The sequence below is a fragment of the Alteromonas pelagimontana genome (assembly GCF_002499975.2).
Lineage (GTDB): Bacteria > Pseudomonadota > Gammaproteobacteria > Enterobacterales > Alteromonadaceae > Alteromonas > Alteromonas pelagimontana.
Genome location: NZ_CP052766.1, coordinates 1,511,303 through 1,530,688, shown reverse-complemented (window position 1 = coordinate 1,530,688; position 19,386 = coordinate 1,511,303). Strand labels below are relative to the sequence as shown.

21 protein-coding genes, 1 tRNA gene and 1 pseudogene are annotated in these 19,386 nt (G+C 46.2%); 16 read left to right on the top strand and 7 right to left on the bottom strand.

Features of this window, described 5'->3' with window-relative positions:
* Nucleotides 1–19 precede the first annotated feature (19 nt).
* Both grxC and CA267_RS06915 read right to left on the bottom strand, forming a co-directional pair.
* Nucleotides 20–277 carry a glutaredoxin 3 gene (grxC, locus tag CA267_RS06920; protein ID WP_075608168.1) on the bottom strand — a complete coding sequence of 86 codons (258 nt, stop codon included), beginning with the start codon at nucleotides 275–277 and terminating at the stop codon, nucleotides 20–22.
* 12 nt (nucleotides 278–289) lie between these two features.
* Entirely contained in the window at nucleotides 290–715 is a 426-nt protein-coding gene (locus CA267_RS06915) for a rhodanese-like domain-containing protein (protein ID WP_075608169.1), read from the bottom strand.
* Nucleotides 716–1,058: 343 nt separating this feature from the next.
* Here CA267_RS06915 and CA267_RS06910 point away from each other — a divergent pair, with 343 nt between their 5' ends.
* The 3 genes from CA267_RS06910 (at nucleotide 1,059) to CA267_RS06900 (ending at nucleotide 3,748) form a co-directional block, all read left to right on the top strand.
* A complete protein-coding gene (locus tag CA267_RS06910; protein ID WP_408609413.1) occupies nucleotides 1,059–2,210 on the top strand; it encodes a murein hydrolase activator EnvC family protein in 1,152 nt (383 codons plus the stop codon).
* Nucleotides 2,211–2,404: 194 nt separating this feature from the next.
* Nucleotides 2,405–3,220: a divergent polysaccharide deacetylase family protein gene (locus CA267_RS06905; RefSeq protein ID WP_075608170.1), complete on the top strand. Its 816-nt coding sequence runs from the start codon at nucleotides 2,405–2,407 to the stop codon at nucleotides 3,218–3,220.
* A 93-nt stretch (nucleotides 3,221–3,313) separates the two neighbouring features.
* The gene (locus tag CA267_RS06900) at nucleotides 3,314–3,748 is read left to right on the top strand and encodes a MerC domain-containing protein (protein WP_075608171.1); all 435 of its coding nucleotides are present in this window, start codon (nucleotides 3,314–3,316) and stop codon (nucleotides 3,746–3,748) included.
* A 15-nt stretch (nucleotides 3,749–3,763) separates the two neighbouring features.
* Here CA267_RS06900 and CA267_RS06895 read toward each other — a convergent pair whose 3' ends face one another.
* From CA267_RS06895 to rsgA, 4 genes are all read right to left on the bottom strand, one after another.
* Nucleotides 3,764–4,474, bottom strand: a complete 711-nt coding sequence (locus CA267_RS06895; RefSeq protein ID WP_075608172.1) for a glycerophosphodiester phosphodiesterase — start codon at nucleotides 4,472–4,474, stop codon at nucleotides 3,764–3,766.
* Entirely contained in the window at nucleotides 4,474–5,349 is an 876-nt protein-coding gene (locus tag CA267_RS06890; RefSeq protein WP_075608173.1) for a DMT family transporter, read from the bottom strand. The genes CA267_RS06895 and CA267_RS06890 overlap by 1 nt, the downstream gene beginning before the upstream one ends.
* 4 nt (nucleotides 5,350–5,353) lie before the next feature.
* Complete coding sequence (asd, locus tag CA267_RS06885; RefSeq protein WP_075608174.1) at nucleotides 5,354–6,226, bottom strand: archaetidylserine decarboxylase; 873 nt, start codon at nucleotides 6,224–6,226, stop codon at nucleotides 5,354–5,356.
* Nucleotides 6,227–6,328: 102 nt separating this feature from the next.
* A complete protein-coding gene (gene rsgA, locus CA267_RS06880; RefSeq protein WP_075608175.1) occupies nucleotides 6,329–7,372 on the bottom strand; it encodes a small ribosomal subunit biogenesis GTPase RsgA in 1,044 nt (347 codons plus the stop codon).
* Nucleotides 7,373–7,454: 82 nt separating this feature from the next.
* On the opposite strand from rsgA, the gene orn reads away from it, so the two are divergent.
* The 6 genes and pseudogenes from orn to ilvN all read left to right on the top strand — a co-directional run bounded on the left by orn (nucleotide 7,455) and on the right by ilvN (nucleotide 12,187).
* Nucleotides 7,455–8,015, top strand: coding sequence for an oligoribonuclease (gene orn, locus CA267_RS06875; RefSeq protein WP_075608176.1), 561 nt, complete (start codon nucleotides 7,455–7,457; stop codon nucleotides 8,013–8,015).
* A gap of 225 nt (nucleotides 8,016–8,240) precedes the next feature.
* Nucleotides 8,241–8,315 (top strand) — tRNA-Gly (locus CA267_RS06870).
* A gap of 425 nt (nucleotides 8,316–8,740) precedes the next feature.
* Nucleotides 8,741–9,231 (top strand): annotated as a pseudogene (locus tag CA267_RS06865) (DUF4442 domain-containing protein).
* A gap of 170 nt (nucleotides 9,232–9,401) precedes the next feature.
* Nucleotides 9,402–9,776 (top strand): DUF413 domain-containing protein, encoded by a 375-nt coding sequence (gene maoP, locus CA267_RS06860; RefSeq protein WP_075608178.1) that lies wholly within the window; start codon nucleotides 9,402–9,404, stop codon nucleotides 9,774–9,776.
* A 195-nt stretch (nucleotides 9,777–9,971) separates the two neighbouring features.
* Nucleotides 9,972–11,690 (top strand): acetolactate synthase 3 large subunit, encoded by a 1,719-nt coding sequence (locus CA267_RS06855; RefSeq protein ID WP_075608179.1) that lies wholly within the window; start codon nucleotides 9,972–9,974, stop codon nucleotides 11,688–11,690.
* The gene (gene ilvN, locus CA267_RS06850) at nucleotides 11,690–12,187 is read left to right on the top strand and encodes an acetolactate synthase small subunit (protein ID WP_075608180.1); all 498 of its coding nucleotides are present in this window, start codon (nucleotides 11,690–11,692) and stop codon (nucleotides 12,185–12,187) included. The genes CA267_RS06855 and ilvN overlap by 1 nt, the downstream gene beginning before the upstream one ends.
* 99 nt (nucleotides 12,188–12,286) lie before the next feature.
* Here ilvN and CA267_RS06845 read toward each other — a convergent pair whose 3' ends face one another.
* Nucleotides 12,287–13,270: a hypothetical protein gene (locus tag CA267_RS06845; RefSeq protein ID WP_083638283.1), complete on the bottom strand. Its 984-nt coding sequence runs from the start codon at nucleotides 13,268–13,270 to the stop codon at nucleotides 12,287–12,289.
* A gap of 187 nt (nucleotides 13,271–13,457) precedes the next feature.
* On the opposite strand from CA267_RS06845, the gene tatA reads away from it, so the two are divergent.
* The 7 genes from tatA to hemB all read left to right on the top strand — a co-directional run bounded on the left by tatA (nucleotide 13,458) and on the right by hemB (nucleotide 19,217).
* Nucleotides 13,458–13,697 (top strand): Sec-independent protein translocase subunit TatA, encoded by a 240-nt coding sequence (tatA, locus tag CA267_RS06840; RefSeq protein ID WP_075608181.1) that lies wholly within the window; start codon nucleotides 13,458–13,460, stop codon nucleotides 13,695–13,697.
* Nucleotides 13,697–13,996, top strand: a complete 300-nt coding sequence (gene tatB, locus CA267_RS06835) for a Sec-independent protein translocase protein TatB (RefSeq protein ID WP_075608182.1) — start codon at nucleotides 13,697–13,699, stop codon at nucleotides 13,994–13,996. The genes tatA and tatB overlap by 1 nt, the downstream gene beginning before the upstream one ends.
* Nucleotides 13,997–14,761, top strand: a complete 765-nt coding sequence (gene tatC / locus CA267_RS06830) for a twin-arginine translocase subunit TatC (RefSeq protein ID WP_075608183.1) — start codon at nucleotides 13,997–13,999, stop codon at nucleotides 14,759–14,761.
* A 211-nt stretch (nucleotides 14,762–14,972) separates the two neighbouring features.
* Nucleotides 14,973–15,536 carry a hypothetical protein gene (locus tag CA267_RS06825; protein ID WP_075608184.1) on the top strand — a complete coding sequence of 188 codons (564 nt, stop codon included), beginning with the start codon at nucleotides 14,973–14,975 and terminating at the stop codon, nucleotides 15,534–15,536.
* Nucleotides 15,536–16,312 carry a TatD family hydrolase gene (locus CA267_RS06820; protein WP_075608185.1) on the top strand — a complete coding sequence of 259 codons (777 nt, stop codon included), beginning with the start codon at nucleotides 15,536–15,538 and terminating at the stop codon, nucleotides 16,310–16,312. The genes CA267_RS06825 and CA267_RS06820 overlap by 1 nt, the downstream gene beginning before the upstream one ends.
* A 10-nt stretch (nucleotides 16,313–16,322) precedes the next feature.
* Entirely contained in the window at nucleotides 16,323–18,212 is a 1,890-nt protein-coding gene (locus tag CA267_RS06815; RefSeq protein ID WP_075608186.1) for a sensor domain-containing diguanylate cyclase, read from the top strand.
* Nucleotides 18,213–18,215: 3 nt separating this feature from the next.
* Nucleotides 18,216–19,217: a porphobilinogen synthase gene (gene hemB, locus CA267_RS06810; RefSeq protein ID WP_075608187.1), complete on the top strand. Its 1,002-nt coding sequence runs from the start codon at nucleotides 18,216–18,218 to the stop codon at nucleotides 19,215–19,217.
* The last annotated feature ends 169 nt before the right edge of the window (nucleotides 19,218–19,386 follow it).

Sequence of the window (19,386 nt, the reverse complement as noted above, 5' to 3'; positions counted from 1 at the left end):
ATGCTAAGGTCAATTTCCCTTACTGATTCAACAGCGCATCGAGTTTATCTTGTGTGTCCAACAGAATCATATCGTCACAACCACCAACATGGAAATCATCGATAAAAATTTGTGGAACAGTCCATCCACCGTTAGCACGCCTAATCATTTCATCGCGGAGTTCTGGATGCTTATCAATAGCATACTCCGTATACTCTACGCCTTTTTGAGCCAATAGCGCTTTCGCGCGGTGGCAGTAGGGGCAATACCCCTTCGTATACATCTCAACTTTGCTCATATGCAGGTAACCTCATTTTGATACGGGCAACCCAGCATTCTGCCAAGCGTTAATACCGCCTTTTAGAACTTTGACGTCATCAAAACCGGCTTTATTCAACGATGACGCTACGCCTCTGGCACTGTTACCCATTGCGCATACAACAATAATGGGCTTGCCCTTCACATTTTCAAGCTTTTTGAAGTTTTTCGCCCGTAATTCTTCTGGTTTTATTTGTCTTGAACCCAAAATATGGCCGAGTTTAAAATCTTTCTCGGGACGGATATCCAGCACAACTGCATCCTGCTTATTGATAAGCTGGGTGGTTTCATGAGTATTAACTTCTTTTATTCCTGAAGTAAAGGTGTTGATGTAGGTGTAAATTAACATCAATACCAGTGCAACCCACACTCCCGCTAGCAGTAAATTGTTGCTTGCAAATTCAATAAGCTGATCCATGTACCTCTAACCTTTACCTGATAGACCAAAAAAGAGTGCAAAGTATATAGAAAAACGCCGTAGAAACCAGTCTGCCATCATTGTGGGTTTTTTTGCATCGATAGGTCTTTGAAAATTGAAAACTTATAATACTTTTTATCATAGCCTGCATTTGTAGCAATTACCTTAAAGGAAGGCTCAATCTAGTTGCACTCACAGAGCTAGATATGGAAATTTCCGCCTATGTTGTTCGCAAACGATGATATCGCAAAAAAAGTGTTTACGTACATCTGTGCCACGCTGCACTTGCTGGGTATGCAAAAACCTGCTGAAATGGAGAGAATTTAATTGCGGCAGTGAAACAGTGGTAACGAGCAAGCGGTCAACAATCCTTTACACTCTTCAGCTTTTAGTTGTAATTGGGGGGTGGGTAGCGTTGCCGTGGGCTCAGGCGCAGGAAACACAACAGGAAAAACTGGCGGAGTTACAGGCAGAACTCAAAGCACGCCAACAGGCATTAGCGTCTAATCAGGCGTCAGCAGAAGAGCTGCAAGAAGTGCTAAAACGTTCAGAGGTGGAGATAGGGAAAGTCGCGTCAAGTTTAAATCAAACCCAAACTTCTCTGGCAAATAATCGCCAGGAACAGAAAGCATTAGAGGCTGAGCAAACTGAACTAAAAAAAGCCATTTTGCAGCAGCAGTCACTACTGGCCAGCCAACTCAAAAGTGCTTTTATGGCAGGACACTACGATTACGCAAAAATGATTTTCTACCAGGATGAGGCTCGTTCATTTGAAAGGGTGCTCACTTATTATCAGTATGTGAATAAGGCTCGGCAGCAGGAAATTACCCGCTTTCGTGATAATGTCAGTCGTTTGGAAGCGGTCAACATGCAGTTGGCTAATAAAGCACAAGAACTGGCCGCTTTGCTGGAAAAGCAAAAGTCGCAACAAAACGTATTGATTGCACGTCAGTCAGATCGTAGGGAAACGCTGAACAAACTAACAGCCACAATTGCTTCGGATGCCGCAAAAGTTGATGAGCTGCAAGCCAATGAAAAAGCGCTGATGCAGGCTATCGAAGAGGCCAGAATTGCTGCCGAGCGAGAAAAGACCGAGCTCGCGGGATTAGCGACCAATAAAGGAAAACTTCTTAAGCCCGCGGAAGGTAAAGTGCGCAAGCTCTTTGGGGCTAAGCGGCAAGGCCAGGTTCGTTGGAAAGGGATTATTATTGAAGGCGCAGAAGGCGCTGCAGTAAAGGCTATTTCACGGGGAAGGGTGCTGTACGCCGATTGGTTAAAAGGGTTTGGGCTAGTGACCATTGTTGATCACGGCAAAGGCTATATGAGTGTGTATGGGCATAATCAAGCGCTGCTAAAGCAAGCCGGAGATCAGGTAGGTTCTGGCGAAACTATTGCGTTGGTGGGACAGAGCGGAGGCCAGAGCTTTCCCAATCTTTACTTTGAAATTCGCCATAAAGGTAAAGCCTTAGATCCGTCGTCCTGGCTAAACATATAGCAATGGAATTTGCGTTCATCATTCCATAAGCAAGATTTCATTTATTCGCATTCCAATTAGTTATCATCATGTTATGCTAACGGATATGCAGTCTAACGCGCGCTCTACATGTGAGCAGACGTAGTCAGCAACTTTGATATACCGAATCGTGAAAGTCTAAAACGTCATAACAGGTGCGCTTGATCAGGTTTAAAATGTGGTTTACGAAAGTCAGGCTAAAAACTTTTCGGTTTGCAGTTACATGGTGCTCTCTGCTACTGGTTCTGTTAATCAGTGTGCCATCGACTGCGTTGGCATCAGCCAAGATTATATTAATTCTTGATGACATGGGTTATCGTCTTTCCGATAGAAAGGCGTTAAGTTTGCCGCAAGAAGTCACCTTTTCAATTTTACCTCACACGCCTCTTTCGCTCGAATTATCTGAGTACGCCCATGTACAAGGGCGCGATGTTATGCTTCATATGCCGATGGAAGCGGAAAATGGTAAAGCGCTTGGGCCAAATGGTCTTACTGAAGGGATGGTTGCGGCCAGTATTTCAGAAACTTTTAATAATGCGTTGGCAAGTGTGCCTTATGCTATCGGGGTTAATAATCATATGGGAAGTAAGCTGACAAAGGCCCGCTTGCCGATGCAAATGTTGATGAATGCGATAAAAGAAAAGGATCTATTTTTTATTGATAGCCGCACCACCGCTGATTCAATAGCGGAATCAACTGCTCGCCAACAAGGGATTCTCGCTGCGAGAAGAAACGTGTTTATTGATCATGACCACTCTTTAGTGGCCATGCATGAGCAGTTTCAACGACTAATAGATATTGCCAAGCGTGACGGGGTGGCTGTGGGAATTGCTCATCCGCACCCCGGAACCCTTCGATTCCTTGAGACTGCACTGACAACATTAGATGCAGAAAATGTTGAGCTAAGCTCGGTGAGTGGCTATTTTCATCCGGCCCACGTAGATCCCACCCCGCAGATCGCTATTGAAAAACGCTCCATTGCTCCCGAATAAAAAAGATTAAAATATCTTCTGTTGTTATTTTGCATTATCGCTAAAATGTTATATTATAACGTTAGAGGGTAATTCCGCCGCCGCAGAGTGTTTATGAAATCATCAATCGACAATCCTTCAAAATTAGACAGAATGGGTATTTGGATATCCAGCCTGTGCGCGTTTCATTGTCTGGCGTTGCCGGTAGTCGTTCCGTTATTACCCTTGATTGGTTCTACTTTCTTTGCGCAGGTATGGTTCGAGCGTACGATTCTTTCTATTTCCATTGTAATGGGAACCGTAGCCTTGCTAGTGGGAGCTGTTCGCTACCACGGGCAGTATTACCCACTGGCGTTGCTGTTGTCTGGAGGTGGAATTTACTGGTTCAAAAATATTTTTGGTTCCGCCTATGAGCCTTTCACTATAGCGACGGGTGCTTTGCTGATTGTCGCCGGACACTGGATTAATATGCGGTTATGTCGTCAGTGCCAGTGTTGTGGTAAACCTGGCATCTCCGAACATTTTTCAGAAGCCTCCCGCTCCTCTTAGAGTCGGGCTGTCCGATTAGTAGGGCGAATCTACCTGATTTGCCAACACTGCCTTGGCGATGTCAGGTACATTGGTAAAGATGCCGTCGGCTCCCCATTTAGCCAGCAAACGCATATCATCAGGTTTATCGACAGTATAAACCAGCACTTTTAATCCAGCGTCTTGGGCGTCTTTAACATAACCTTCATCAATGACATCCAAATCCATGTGAAGCGAATACGCTTGCAGACTGGTCGCAAAAATAGGGCCGTTTTCAGGATAAGTAGCCGTTAGCGCGCCAATTTGTAGGGCTGGTCTCGCCGCTTTAAGCTTTTTCAACCAAGCGTGGTTGAAGGAGGAAATAATAAGATTGCTGGGGTTTAGCGAGCTTTGATTCAGTGCGATATCCAGTTCCTTGAGCCAGGCATTTATATCTACCAGATGTTTTATTTCAATATTACAAATTGCGTGACTGGGCATCAGCGCCATAACTTCAGCAAGGAAAGGAATTTTTTCGTTGTTGCCAGCGTTCAGACTGCGTAGATATTCTACGGATTGGGCGGTAACCAAGCCGCTGCCATTAGTGGTTCTTTCCAACCAGCGGTCGTGAATGACTATAGTACGGCCTTCAACCTGGTAAGTATCAAACTCAACGCCCGTTGCGCCAAAATCAATGGCTACCTGAAAAGCGTCCAGGGTATTTTCTGGTGCTACTTTACAGGCTCCGCGATGCGCTATTACCCACATTATAAAGGGTCCTTACGATGCAATTTTTGCGTATTAATTGTCTCGTAAATCGAGGCGGAAGTGACTAATAGCCCCCCAATTACGGTTTTCCACGATGGGTATTCTTCTAACAATAACACCGCTAATACAACGCCATATAGCGGCTGCATACAAGCAATCAGGGAAAATGTCTTTGCCCGTAAATGGATGAGAGCCGATGCTATTAAAGCATGGGGCAGGGCAGTGAATACTGTCCCTAGCAGAACCAGCAGCCAGAAGGTAGAAGAAGACGCATCGGTAAGGGCGACGCTGCCCGTTGGCAACAGACATACACAAACGACAAGGGTTTGCCACGCCATGGCTTTAGCGCCCGAATAATGCGCAAAATGCTGACGGTGAATCAAGTTTCTGAATGAATACAGGCACGCCGAGCCTACTCCTATGGCAACGCCCAGTGTAACCTCGTTGTTTAACGAACCCTCAGGCACAATAAGAGCGATGCCGATGAACACAGTCACTGCGCTAAAGAAATCTTGCCAAACCAGCCTTATCCGCTCAAAAAGTGGCTCAATCAGTACCGTAATAACGGGAAAAGTAAACAGCGCTATCATGCCCACCGATACGCCTGCGTATTGCATGGCAGCGAAATAGGTGGTCCAGTGCAGGGCCATTAAGGCGCCAAGCCCTGCAGCTACAATATAATCACGCCGGTTGTTTAACCGTAACGTTTCGCCGCTCAGGCGTAGAAATAGAACCAATGCCAGGCAGGCAAAAACTGATCGTCCCAGCGTGATGTCGGTCGCGCTTAAAGGAATGATTTGGGAAAACAATGCCGTCCCGCCAAGCAGGACAACTGTAAGATGAAGCGTTATCAGGCTTCTTTTGACAGGATTCATCCAGTCAGTCGTCTATGGCCTGAGTGATGGTTGCCATCGGACGACCCAACCGCGTGACTTGGCCAGGAGCAAGATCAGTAAAGTTAACTTTGTCTGGTTCAAAACAAACAATTACCGTAGAACCTAATTTAAATCGGCCCATCTCATCGCCTTTTGCCAGCTTAACGCTGGACTCAGCGTCCTGCTCATACTGCCAATGCTGTACGTTTTTACCCGATGGCGGCGTAATGGTGCCGGCCCATACTGTTTCTATACTGGCAACAATGGTGGCGCCTACCAGCACTACCGCCATTTTCCCCACCGGTGTATCGAAAATAGTGACCACCCGTTCGTTGCGAGCGAATAAATTAGGCACGTTGGCGGCAGTCAGGGGGTTTACGGAAAATAGATCACCAGGAACGTATACCATGTCCGTTAAGGTGCCTTCATAAGGCATGTGAATCCGATGATAATCGCGCGGAGCAAGATAGATGGTTGCGAACTTGCCATTTTTAAACGGCTTTGCCAACTCTGGCTTGCCCCCTAACAAGGTGGTGAGGCTGTAGTCATGACCTTTGGCCTGAAAAATACTATCTTGATGTATGGTGCCAAACTGACTTACCGCACCGTCCACCGCCTGCACAATAGTGTCGGGTTCCGGCGCAATGGGGCGTACTTCTGGTTTATAGGCGCGGGTGAAAAAGTCGTTGAACGTTTTGTAATGTTCAGGATTAGGATAGATAGCTTCGCTCATATCTACTTTGTAAAACTTAATAAAAAGTTTTATTAAAAAAGTAGTCAGGCCACCAGCCTCTGCCGCGGCAAGTTTACCGACCAGGCGAGACATAAGATGCTTAGGCGAAATATATTGAAGGTTTACTTTAAACCAATCCAGCACAAAAATTCTCCATTAAAGTAACACGGGGATTGTACCCTATCTTTTACCGGCGGCTACCATTTAAACGTTATGGCTCATCAGCCTTTGGCATAAGTACGGGCGTTAATAAGGGTTAGTATAGCTTGGGCGCTGTTCTTCAAGTGTCGCCAGAATTTTATGATAGCTGGCATAGCGGGCAGCGCTTATTTCGCCTCGCTCTACAGCTTCGCGTAATAAGCATCCCGGGTCGTTAAGGTGCTTACAATCGCGAAACTTACAGCCGCCCAGGTAGTCTCTGAATTCAATAAAACCCGAAGTGACACGTTCTACAGGAATGTGCCACAAATTAAACTCCCTGATACCTGGCGAATCAATTAAGTCTCCGCCTGCTGGCAGGTGCAGTAGTTTCGCTGCCGTCGTAGTATGCTGGCCGAGCCCGGAATTATCAGATACATCACCTACCAGCTCATCCGCATTTGGTAATATTTGATTAATAAGACTAGATTTACCGACCCCGGACTGTCCAACAAAAATACTGATTTTATCTTTTAAGCAGGCATTTAAACTAGCTAGACCTTCCGAATTTTTACAGCTTGTAAAAAGCACCTCGTAACCGAGTGATGTGTAAGTAGCGAGCTGGGCAATGGCATCTTCTCTTTCCTCTGCCGATAACAACTCAACCTTATTCAGTACGATAATGGGCTGAATGCCAATGTCTTCGCAAGCAACCAGATAGCGATCAATAATGTTCAACGATAGGCTGGGGACAACGGCGCTGACAATGATAATTTGGTCGATATTAGAGGCAATGGGTTTTACGCCGTCGTAGAAGTCGGGTCGGGACAACAGGGAATGTCTGTCTTCCACTATTTCTATTACGCCACTGACGCCGGATTCACTGTCGGCACCTTTGCTGAAAAATACTTTATCGCCACAAACTACGGAATCTATGGTGCGCCGAATATGGCAGCGCGCGACTACACCGTCAGCGTCTTCTACATCAGCGTGTTTGCCAAAGCGGCCGATAACTTGACCAGAAAGAAGAGAGGCTTCATCCGCCACAGGAGAATTTGACTCCGGGCTTTCCTGCTTATCCTGTAGCCGGCGATTACGATTTGCGGCTACCTGGCGTTTCTGTCGTTGTGTGAGTTTTGGTTTTTTCGCCACGATTACTTGTTAAGTTAGCGTATACTATGGCAATGATACCGTTTGTCAGGCACCTGTGCCATGCTAATTGAAAGGAAGTATTATGAGTAACGAAAATGTTGGCAAAAATAATCTGAATCTTGTTTGGATTGATATGGAAATGACCGGACTTGATCCTGAGACATGTAAGGTGTTGGAAATTGCTACCATTGTTACCGATGCACAACTTAATATACTTGCTGAAGGCCCTGTTATTGCTGTCCATCAACCTGACAGCCTGTTAAACGAGATGGATGAGTGGTGCACGCGCGTGCATGGTGAGAGCGGGTTAACGCAGCGCTGCAAAGAAAGTACGATTAACGAAGAAGAAGCCGCTCGCCTAACGATCGCTTTTTTAAGCGATTGGGTAGAGGCGGGAAAATCCCCTTTATGTGGAAACACCATCGGACAGGACCGGCGGTTTATGGTGAAGTACATGCCTGAGCTGGAAGCTTATTTTCATTATCGTAATGTTGATGTTAGTACTATAAAAGAACTGGTACGGCGCTGGAAACCTGAAGTGTTAGCCGGATTTTCAAAAAAAGGAATACATTTGGCACTAGATGACATACGCGAATCAATAGAAGAAATGAAGTTTTATCGGGAACAAGTGTTCACGATTTAGGCTCTTAAGCATAAAAATTAAAAAAATTTGATTTAGGTGTTGCGTTGGGCAAGATTTTTTGTAAAATGCGCACCACTTCAAACGAAGTGCCAAAAAACACGAAATTATGCGGGAATAGCTCAGCTGGTAGTGTACATACCTCGCCATGAAAGGGTCGCCACGAAGTGGTTGCCAAGATCCTTGGCTGGTATGACAACAGATGTCCTACAACGCAACAGAAATTATGCGGGAATAGCTCAGTGGTAGAGCACAACCTTGCCAAGGTTGGGGTCGCGAGTTCGAATCTCGTTTCCCGCTCCAATTTCAAACCTTCATTATTAAATATCCTCCGTCTCTCTGACAGCTCCCCAAAGGGTCGCGACCGGATGCCGGCCAGCGAGTGTCGCCCAGTTACAAATCTCGTTTCCCGCTCCAATTTTGAAAACCGCGTTTTTAAATTTTCTCCGCTTCTCGAATCTCTCTGCAGTCCCGCAAGCCTTAACGAAGAATTCGCAATGTACTAATTCACACCGATGCGGATTAGCAAAGGTCAACACTCGCTGGGGGCCAAACTCTAATTATAGCCTCAGTAACATTCGGTGACGAAAGTTACGGACTCATTGCTATTTGCCACTAACAATCCCCACTAACGTAAATCCATCATGCAAAAATTTACCTTTGCTTGAAAAGAGGTCGCAGTAGCCGTATTCTCGCTGGTCTAACCAGATATTCGCGCGGAAAGCTTAATGAGACCGAAGAACCCGCTACGGCAATTTGTTGTAACAGTCAATCGTTATCCCCGTTGGCTATGTCGTCGACTGCTTACGTGGATGTTCCGTGTTAAAGTTAAACTTACAGGCACAGTTGGTTTGGAGATACTGCAGACTGATCTGAAAGCTGTTACCTTCCGGCAAAAAATTATCGTAAAGTACAAAATCATATCGGCAGCGTGCATGCTGCGGGTATGGCATTACTGGCAGAGTCGGCAACAGGGTTTGTGGTGGGAGTTAACCTGCCTGCCGACAAATTGCCGTTAATAAAATCGATGAACTTTCGCTATATCAAACGGGCCCGGGGGGATATGCAGGCCGTGGCCTTTTTGACTGAAGCGCAAATTAAAAAAATGGAAGAGGAAGAAAAAGGGGAAGTGACAGTGGCGGTGAAGGTAACCGATGCACACGGAGTTGAGCCGGTTATATGCGAAATGCTATGGGCCTGGATCCCTAAAAAGTCATAGTAATATGAATTTATTTTGAAGGCTGTCGCAGAACCACATTTTTGTTTGACAGTAGCACCATTCCCATCTAATAGGTTGAGTAGCGATTTTCTGGCGCGCGCCAATTTTGTAAACTGATGTCTGCATTGCGAAGGGGCGTGCAGTCACAATGAAATATACGGAGTCAGGCCATGACACAGCTTACTCGGGCATCACTTGTCCAACGTCCATTTATCGATCGAAAACATTACCCATACGGTTTTGCCCGTTCAGGCGACTTTTCTATAGGTGAGAGCAAATTACTTACCCAGTGGGGCAGCTTGATCTCTGCGCTAATTGACGGTGAACTCCAACCTGAAAATAGTGAAGAACAGGGATACATTGATGCGGCGCTAGGACGTCACGCTCCGCAAACACCTACTGAGAAAGCATGGGTAAAATATCAGCAACGTATTAATCGACCCAAAGCAGCCAGTATATATGGTTCAAAGAAAGCTGCGGCGATGGCCGATGATGATGACAGAGGTGATGATCACGACACCGACTTAGATATAGATGACGATTAACGTTAATAGAATGTAAAATAATTTCGTTTTTAGGCGTAATTATCGCCTGGTGAGGTATATTCATCCTAATTATCTTAAATATTGGGATATATATCTCACTTTCGGTAAATTTGGTGTTTTATCTTCCTAATTCCTTCGTTATAGTCCGGCTAAGTCAAAAACAATGACAACCCCAACCATACAGGAGATAGCACTGTGAAAATGATGTCGGGCGCCGCCATGGTAGTGGAAGCGTTAAAAGATGTAGGAGTTACACATGTTTTCGGTTACCCGGGTGGTGCCGTTCTTGACATTTATGATGCGCTATTTGCGCAGGATGATGTCAAACATGTGCTCGTGCGTCACGAACAAGCGGCTGCTCATATGGCCGACGGTTATGCGAGATCGACTGGCAAAACCGGCACAGTGCTCGTTACTTCAGGTCCTGGTGCAACAAATACCATAACCGGTATCGCCACTGCTTACATGGATTCCATTCCCATGGTGGTGCTGTCCGGCCAGGTGCCGTCCATGCATATCGGTGAAGACGCGTTCCAGGAAACCGACATGGTGGGATGCTCACGTCCAATCGTAAAACACAGCTTTCTGGTAAAGCGTGCTGTTGATATACCAGAAGCTATTGCGAAGGCCTACTACATTGCGAATACGGGGCGTCCTGGTCCGGTGGTAGTAGACTTACCAAAAGATCTGGTTAATGTTCAGGAAGAGCACCCCTACGTATTTCCCAGTAGCGTTGCTATGCGATCTTATAACCCCACTGAACGTGGCCACATGAAGCAGATCAAAAAAGCAGTAGCTTCTTTGCTAAAGGCCGAAAGGCCGGTGCTATATGTGGGTGGCGGGGCAGTGACCTCTGAAGCCTCTGCGCGGGTCATTGAGCTTGCGGAAAAACTGCATGCGCCGGTGACGTGCACATTAATGGGGCTGGGGGCGTTTCCGGGTACGCATGATCAGTTTGTGGGTATGCTGGGCATGCACGGCACGTTAGAAGCGAACAAGACCATGCATAACTCTGACTGTATTCTTGCTCTGGGAGCTCGCTTTGATGATCGCGTGACCAACAATGTGGCGAAATTTTGTCCTCACGCAGATATTATTCATGTTGATATCGATCCCGCTTCCATTTCAAAAACCATTAACGCGCATATTCCGGTAGTGGGTTCTGTTAATACGGTACTGGAACAAATTCTTCAGCAACTTGAAGGCACATCCTTTGCCGGGCAGCAAGACAAGCTGAGTGACTGGTGGCAACAAATCGGTCAGTGGCGTAGCCGCAATTGTTTAAAATACGATCAGGGCGATACCGTTATTAAGCCGCAACGGGTAATAGAGTCGCTTTACAGGCACACGAACGGAGAAGCTTACGTCAGTTCAGATGTGGGGCAGCACCAGATGTTCGCTGCGCTATATTATCCTTATGCCAAACCACGACAGTGGATAAATTCTGGAGGCCTTGGCACCATGGGCTTTGGTCTTCCTGCTGCGATGGGCGTGCAATTTGCCCATCCTGAGGCTGTGTCTGTAGTGGTGACGGGTGACGGCAGTATTCAAATGAATATTCAGGAGCTTTCTACCTGCCTGCAATATAACCTGCCGGTTAAGATTATCTCGCTGAACAACCGCGCGTTGGGCATGGTTCGACAGTGGCAAGATATGATTTATAAAGGCCGCCATTCCCATTCCTATATGGATTCTATGCCAGACTTCGTGAAGCTTGCAGAAGCCTATGGTCACATTGGTATCAAAGTGGATCGGTTAGATGAACTGGATGCCGCGATGGAGAAGTGCTTCAGCTACAAAGATCGTCTGGTGTTTATGGATATTTCGGTGGATCAAAACGAACACGTATATCCAATGCAGATTAAATTTGGAGCCATGGATGACATGCGCTTGAGCAAAACGGAGCGAACCTGATGAAGAGAATTATTTCGGTATTAATGGAAAATGCACCAGGCGCCTTGTCCCGAATTGTAGGTGGTTTTTCACAGCGGGGTTATAACGTGGATTCGCTCTGTGTTGCGGCCACTGACGATCCTAGCTTGTCACGGTTGACCATCACTACTCACGGCGACGATAAAGTTATTGAACAAATTACCAAGCAGGTAAACAAGCTTATTGATGTATTGAAGGTCGTCGATTTAACCGAAGGCGCGCACATTGAGCGGGAACTGATGCTAATTAAAGTCGCGACACGTACCGAGGCCGTTCGTGCTGAAGTAAAACGTAACAGTGATATATTTCGCGGCAGTATTGTTGACGTGAACGCCAATAACTATACGATTGAAGTTACCGGGACCAGTGACAAGCTGGATGCTTTTGCCGTTACCATGAGCCAATGTGCTGAAATCATCGAATCGTCGCGAACCGGAGTATGTGGTTTAGCGCGGGGAGACAGAGCGCTCCGACCCTGAAATTATACATCCAAAGTGATATCGGTTACTTAGGTATGATTCAATCTTAAGCCGGTGCTCTACCGGCTTCTTTCGTTTCGTGTCGCAGGGAGTCCTGTTTCAGGAATCTTTTCCGTAATAAATTTCCATTCGCAGCGCCACACCATAAGAAGGTTCAAAATCTTCTTCTCTTAACCATAGTACAAAGGGTTCCACTTCAAAATACAGCCACTCTCGAAGCGGATTGGTCCGCCAACGCATGCTGGTGTAAACCTCGCCAAGTTGATAATTCGGGCGGCTGGCGCCTTCAGTAAATACTGTGTAGATAGCAGCGGAATGGTCACTTATTGGCTTTAAATATTGTATTTCGTGACGCCACAACCAGTCCTCTGAAGCGTCTCTATAGTAAAAGCGGTTATTAACGCGAAAAACATCATCGTTAGGACTGATATATTGTATTGAGGCGCCAAACTCACTGCCAAAGTGGTCTCGCGTATACAAATAGGCTTCGGCATCGTAAAAAAGGGCTAATGAACTGCCGAGCGGTTCCATGTCTTCAAATCGACTTTTTACGTATACCTGGCCCCTGCGCCCAGTGCCGATGCGGTGAGAAAGCCGAGAGTCTTCGCTGCGTTTAAAGCGCAACGCGAGGGTGGTATTGTCACGGCGACTTTGAATAGGTGTGCGAGCGGCCTTAATCGTATCCTGATCATCGAAATCCTCATCGTCGCTTAAGAGCAGATCTACCCGATTTTGCAGGGAAGGTAGCTTGACTCTGATGCGGAAGCGCAGATCCATTTCAGCCAGATCGCGGCTGCGGGGTTCCCATCCTAAACGTATACGTCCTTCAGCACGGGCATTTTTATACTCTTCGCTGCCTTCCATCGCAAAAAAGCTGTCTAGTTGTTTGACTGTATAGTCCATGGACTCGGTAAGATTTCCTTGCCATTTATCTATCCACTCGCCTGATTGTGGAGAACGATCGCGATTTGTTGAGTTTGTCTCAGATGTCGAACGTTCCACCGCACTTAGTGTAAGCGGCGCTACCGGCGCAGGTTGGTTTCTGGCAAATGCAGAACAAAACAACAAAAAGAGACAGGACATACTGTATGATCAACTACTTATCCGTGTATAACTCTAGCATGATGTTATACGCTCAGCAGGTCAAATAGATCCTGCTTTAAGAGGAAATGTGACTTGATCGAAATAAACTCAGGCATCTTGAAAATATTATCGTGAAAGCTGATGCTGGCAATGGCATACTGTGGTTCTTGACGTTTCGGAGGTTTTTATGGGCGGGATAAGTATATGGCAGTTACTCATCGTATTGGTGATTGTCATCCTATTGTTTGGTACCAAACGTTTGAAAAGCATTGGTTCCGATTTGGGCGGTGCGGTGAAAGGGTTTAAGAAAGCGGTCACTGATGAAGAGTCTGACGCTGATTTTGCTGATAACAAGCGGATGGAAAAGAAGTCTGCTGACGAGTCAGTGACAACTGAAACCAAGAGTGACATAAAAGATAAACCCTGATGTTTGACATTGGCTTTTGGGAATTATTAGTGGTGGGTGTGGTCGCTTTACTGGTGCTCGGGCCAGAGCGATTGCCAGGTGCTATCCGCACCACAATGAAAACCGTCCGTAGTGTGAAAAGTACTGCTTCCGGTTTTAAACAGGAAGTAGAACATCAGCTACGAGTTCATGAGTTGCACGAAAATCTCAAAAAAGCTGAACAGCAGGGTTTGGAAGATATTTCACCAGAACTGCAGAAGAGCGTTGATGAATTAAAAAATGCTGCGGAATCGGTTCAGGAACCTTATAAAAAGAAATAAATGTCAGACACCAATACTCTCATAGCGCATTTAATTGAGCTGCGCAATCGACTACTATGCGCTCTTGCCAGTGTTTTGCTGGTCTTTGTGTGCCTGGTGTATTTTGCTGATGATTTATATCATCTGGTAGCCAAACCTTTAATGGACGTGCTGCCAGAAAATTCATCAATGATTGCTACAGATGTAGCGTCCACATGGTTCGCGCCGATAAAATTAACGCTGGTGCTTTCGTTTTTTATTGCTATTCCCTACGTGCTCTATCAGGTGTGGGCATTCATCGCTCCCGGCCTTTATAAGAACGAGAAAAAGCTCGTCGCGCCACTGTTATTTTCCAGTACGCTATTATTTTACGCAGGCATGGCCTTCGCGTATTTTGTTGTCTTTCCTCTGGCATTTGCATTTTTTACGGCTGCTGCCCCAGCTGGCGTTACAGTCAGCACGGATATCAGCAGTTATTTAGATTTCGTGCTGAAATTATTCTTTGCCTTCGGCGTTTCCTTCGAAATTCCTATCGCCATAATATTGATGTGCTGGACTGGCATGACAGACGCGAATAGCCTGCGGGCTAAACGTCCTTACGTCATTGTGGGAGCATTTGTGATTGGTATGTTGTTAACTCCTCCTGACATCATTTCACAAACTTTGCTGGCTGTGCCGGTTTGGCTGCTATTTGAAGTGGGAGTCATTATCGGTGGTATTTACGAAACACGTAAAAAAGATGATGAATGTGATGATTCTGACTCCGCTGTAAATCGTGATCATTAGAAAGTGTTGACCTTTGCTGTTCGAATTTTGTTCAAAATAAACCTGTTTTGATTGCTGCGCGAGCTATAAAGCCCCTTCTTGGTGAAAAAGCCTCCTAAGTAAATAGTGAGCAACAAAGAGCAAGACAGGTTTATCAAGAACCCTGCGGGCAGCGATTGCAGGTAGATAAAATATTCTATAATAACGCAAACTCTACAAATTAAGGATAACCATGAAGAATACGACCATACGGGCAATATGTGGCTTGGTGTTTTTTATTTTTTCCGCTTTTGTTAACGCAGAAACGCTCAGTGAAGCATTAGCCTCATGTCAATCAAACGATGATAGTCTGCAGCGGCTGGTATGTTATGACAAGCTCGCTAAGAACGTAAAACGTTACGAAAAGTCAAATCATGCTGTGGTTAAAACATCTTCTGCTTCTGCTAGTCAAAAAGAAACGTCTTCAGCGGCTGTCGCGAAATCCAACCCGCCGCAACAGCAAGCTTCACAGCCGGTTGAGTCGGCGTCTTCCACGGTATCAACTTTTGGACTGGAGCAGCGTCAGGAAGAAGAAGCTGACCGCATTGATGCGAAGGTGGCGGAAGTGTCAGAAGGTGTGCGGGGCGAAATGATCATAACCCTCGACAGCGGAATGGTTTGGCGCCAGGTCAGCCCTGAAGCAGGCATCAGGCTTGAGACGGGGCAAGAAATTTATATTGAAAAAGGAATGTTTGGTTCGTTTTATCTCAGTTATGAGGATATTAACCGCCGTATTAAGGTTAAGCGAATCAAGTAATGAGATGGTTTGATGCTGGCGTTAATCTGCTTGATGCCCGGCTTGATCCTGACGCGGTAATACGGGCGTCAGTTGAAGCCGGTGTCGATAAGCTGTGTGTAATTACTACGCAGCCAAAGGAGTGGGCGCTTGCTGCAAAGCTCTGTCGCCAGTTTCCAGAACACTTGTGCTTTACGGTTGGCATTCACCCTCATTGCGCCAAACTTGCTACGGATCATGATTTATCTCAACTGAAACATTTCATTCGACAACCTGGGGCAGTTGCTATAGGTGAATGCGGCCTGGATTTTAATCGCAATTTTTCGCCGCCAGATGTTCAGGTAGCTGTTTTCAAAGCGCAGTTAGCTATTGCTGTTGAAATGAATATGCCCGTTTATCTGCATGAAAGAGACGCCTTTGATACGCAAATGGAATGTCTTATGCCTGTAGCTGATAAACTGGTTGGCGGTATCGCTCATTGTTTTACGTCAGACGCAGAATCAATGCATGCGTATGTGGATGTTGGTTTAGATATCGGCGTGACGGGGTGGATTTGCGATCCGCAACGGGGAGAGGCTTTGCGCGAAGCCGTATTGTCGCTGCCGCTGGAGCGCCTTGTGCTTGAAACCGACGCGCCGTACCTGTATCCGAAAACACGAAAGCCTCGCCAGCGTCATAATCAACCAGCTTGTTTACCTTTCATTGGTCAACAGATCAGTGAACTTACTGGTATTCCACCTGCCATAATAAGTCAACGCAGTTATGCTAACACCCTACGGTTGTTTCAGTTAGCTTAGTAGGAACCTCATGCCATTAAATGCGAAAGCAGTACGCAGGTATGATATATGGTTACTTACTATCACTGTTGCCGTTGTGGCGCTTTTTCTGTTACTGGCTCAGTCGCTTTCCCCACTGGTACACCAAAATGAGCGGGTGCAGAACGTTAGATACGCTGAAGATACTCGTGATAGATGGGATATAACCAGTAAGAGTCAGATTGCCGAACTGCCTTGGCAAAAGGTGGAAAATCCCGTTAACCTGGGTATGAACCAGGTTAATTACTGGTTTACTTTTACAGTATCCCCTACTCCTTCCAGTTTAGGTACCTACTTACTGGAAATTGCCTATCCGTTGCTGGACGACGTTACTGTCAGTTTTTATTCGGCGCAACAGGATGCTCCAATTGCCACTTTCACCGGCGGCGACAGTAAGACGTTTTCAGCCAGACACATTCTGCATCCATCACTGCTATTTTCCGCACCTGCCAGTAATGAACCATTAACAGTCGTGATTAAGGCAAAGACATCTGGATCTCTAAAGCTGCCTATTCGTCTCTGGGAGGAAAAGGAATTTATTGAATACACTGCACTGCACAACGTGTTGATGGGGCTATTTTTTGGTTTTCTTGTGGCGATGGGGATCAGCAATCTGTTCATATTCCTTACCACTCACAAACATACATTTCTGGTATATGCAGGCTATGTGTTCTCTCTTACATTGACCTTGGCTTCTATCAATGGTTTGGCCTATGCGCACCTATGGCCTGATCAAATTTGGTTTCAGGAGCGGGCCGTAGCCGTTTTTGCCAATGCTGGAATTATGTTTGCTGTTATATTTTCTCACGGGTTGCTGGAAGTAGGAAAGCACAGCCCGTTGATGGGACGGGTGTTAAAACTGTTCAGTTGGTTGTTTTTTGGGAACATTCTAATCTGTTTGCTGTTGCCTTACGCGTATCTGATAAAACTGTTTTTATTGTTATTAGGGGTAGTGGTACTCATCACTTTCTCTTTAGGAATCTGGTTAGCAATTAAAGGCATTGTCATTGCGCGTTATTATTCCTTCGCGTGGGCAATCTTGCTATTTAGTGGCTTTACCGTCAGTTTAGATTATCTGGGCGTGGTTATTCTGCCGGTTCCATCCAATTACTTATTGATGCTAGGGGCAGTTGTGGAAACACTGCTGCTGGCCCTGGTGCTGGCTATCAGTTATAGCCATAATCGCGAAGCTATGTTTGATGCCAAAGAATCCGCCTTGGCCCAAGAGAAAGCAGCGCTGCTGGCAAAACAAGATTTGCTTGCCGTTCAGCAAAAGTATCAGGACAAATTAGAGTATCAGGTGCAAGAGCGTACGTTGGAACTGGAAGTCGCTCTTCGGGAGCTTTCCCAAGCCAATCAAGAGCTAGAAAATCTCAACACCATTGATTCACTAACCGGGATCCGCAATCGCCGCTACTTTGATAAACGTTTAGTAGCGGAAGGGCGACGAAGCCGACGTGAACAAACACCATTGAGCGTGGCTATGATCGACGTTGATTATTTTAAAACGATAAACGATACCTACGGCCATGCCGCTGGTGACGCTTGTATCTGTCACGTAGCAAATCAATTAGTTAACATGCTACGTCGTTCTGCAGACGATGTTTGTCGGTACGGCGGAGAGGAATTTGGTATTATTTTACCCAATACCGATGTTGAAGGCGCCAAAGGGGTGCTTGAACAAATGCGCGAGCAGATTGCACGAACGCCGGTTGAGATTGATGATAAAGCCATCTATCTGGCGATTAGCGCAGGAGTGTCGACAACTGTTGTTGCGCGGGAAGACCATGAACTGGCATTATTAAAACATGCCGACGCGATGCTTTACGGCGCGAAAGACGCTGGCCGAAATCGCGTTTTTGCTGAAGAATTACCAGGATAACCTATGACTATTTCTGCTTTTCCCGCACGGCGCATGCGTCGCCTTCGTGCTCAAGACGCACTGCGTAACATGGTAGCTGAAAATCAGCTTACCGTTAATGATCTTATTTATCCCGTTTTCGTTCTGCCCGGTAAAAATAGCCGACAATCTGTGGTATCTATGCCCGGCGTGGAAAGACTTTCCATTGATTTATTGCTCAAAGAAACAGAAAAACTGGCCGAGTTGGGTATTCCCGCTTTGGCGCTATTTCCGGTGACTCCGGCGGATCAAAAAACCGAAGGTGCGGAAGAAGCATTTAATGCCAACGGAATAGCGCAACAAGCTATGCGCAGTTTAAAAGCAGAGTTTCCCCACATCATGCTGATGTCCGATGTGGCGCTTGACCCTTTTACCTCCCACGGCCAGGACGGATTGGTAAATGAAAGTGGTTATGTAGAAAACGATAAGACGGTTGAGGTGTTAGTCAAACAGGCTATTTCCCATGCTGATGCTGGCGCCGATATTATTGCGCCTTCAGATATGATGGACGGAAGAATTGGTACAATTCGTCAGGCGTTGGAAAAACAAGGCCACACAAATACCTGCATTATGGCGTATTCAGCGAAATACGCTTCTGCGTATTACGGTCCGTTTCGAGATGCAGTAGGATCGGCTGCCAATATCAAAGGTGGCAACAAAAAAACTTATCAGATGGATCCTGCCAATTCAGATGAGGCTATTCACGAAATAGCGATGGATATTCAGGAAGGCGCAGATATGGTGATGGTGAAACCGGGTATGCCATATCTGGATATCGTCAGACGTTGTAAAGATGAACTTAAAGTCCCCACCTTTGCTTATCAGGTAAGCGGTGAATATGCCATGCATCAGGCAGCATTTGCCAATGGCTGGCTAAACAAAGAAGCCGTTATACTTGAATCACTATTGGCCTTCAAACGTGCTGGAGCAGATGGCATTCTTACTTATTTTGCCCGTGAAGCGGCGCTTCTGTTAAAGCAGAGTTAAACGCTTTAATTCATCAACGGCGCAGGCGCGCTGAGCGCCTTCGGACTGAACCCGTTCGGCCCGAGAGCATTTGAGCTCCGCCACGGCTGTTATACTCATCCGTTTGAACGTGTGGTCACTCAGCGCGAGAATTTTCAACTTTTGACAAGCCAATTTCGTGAAGGTTTAG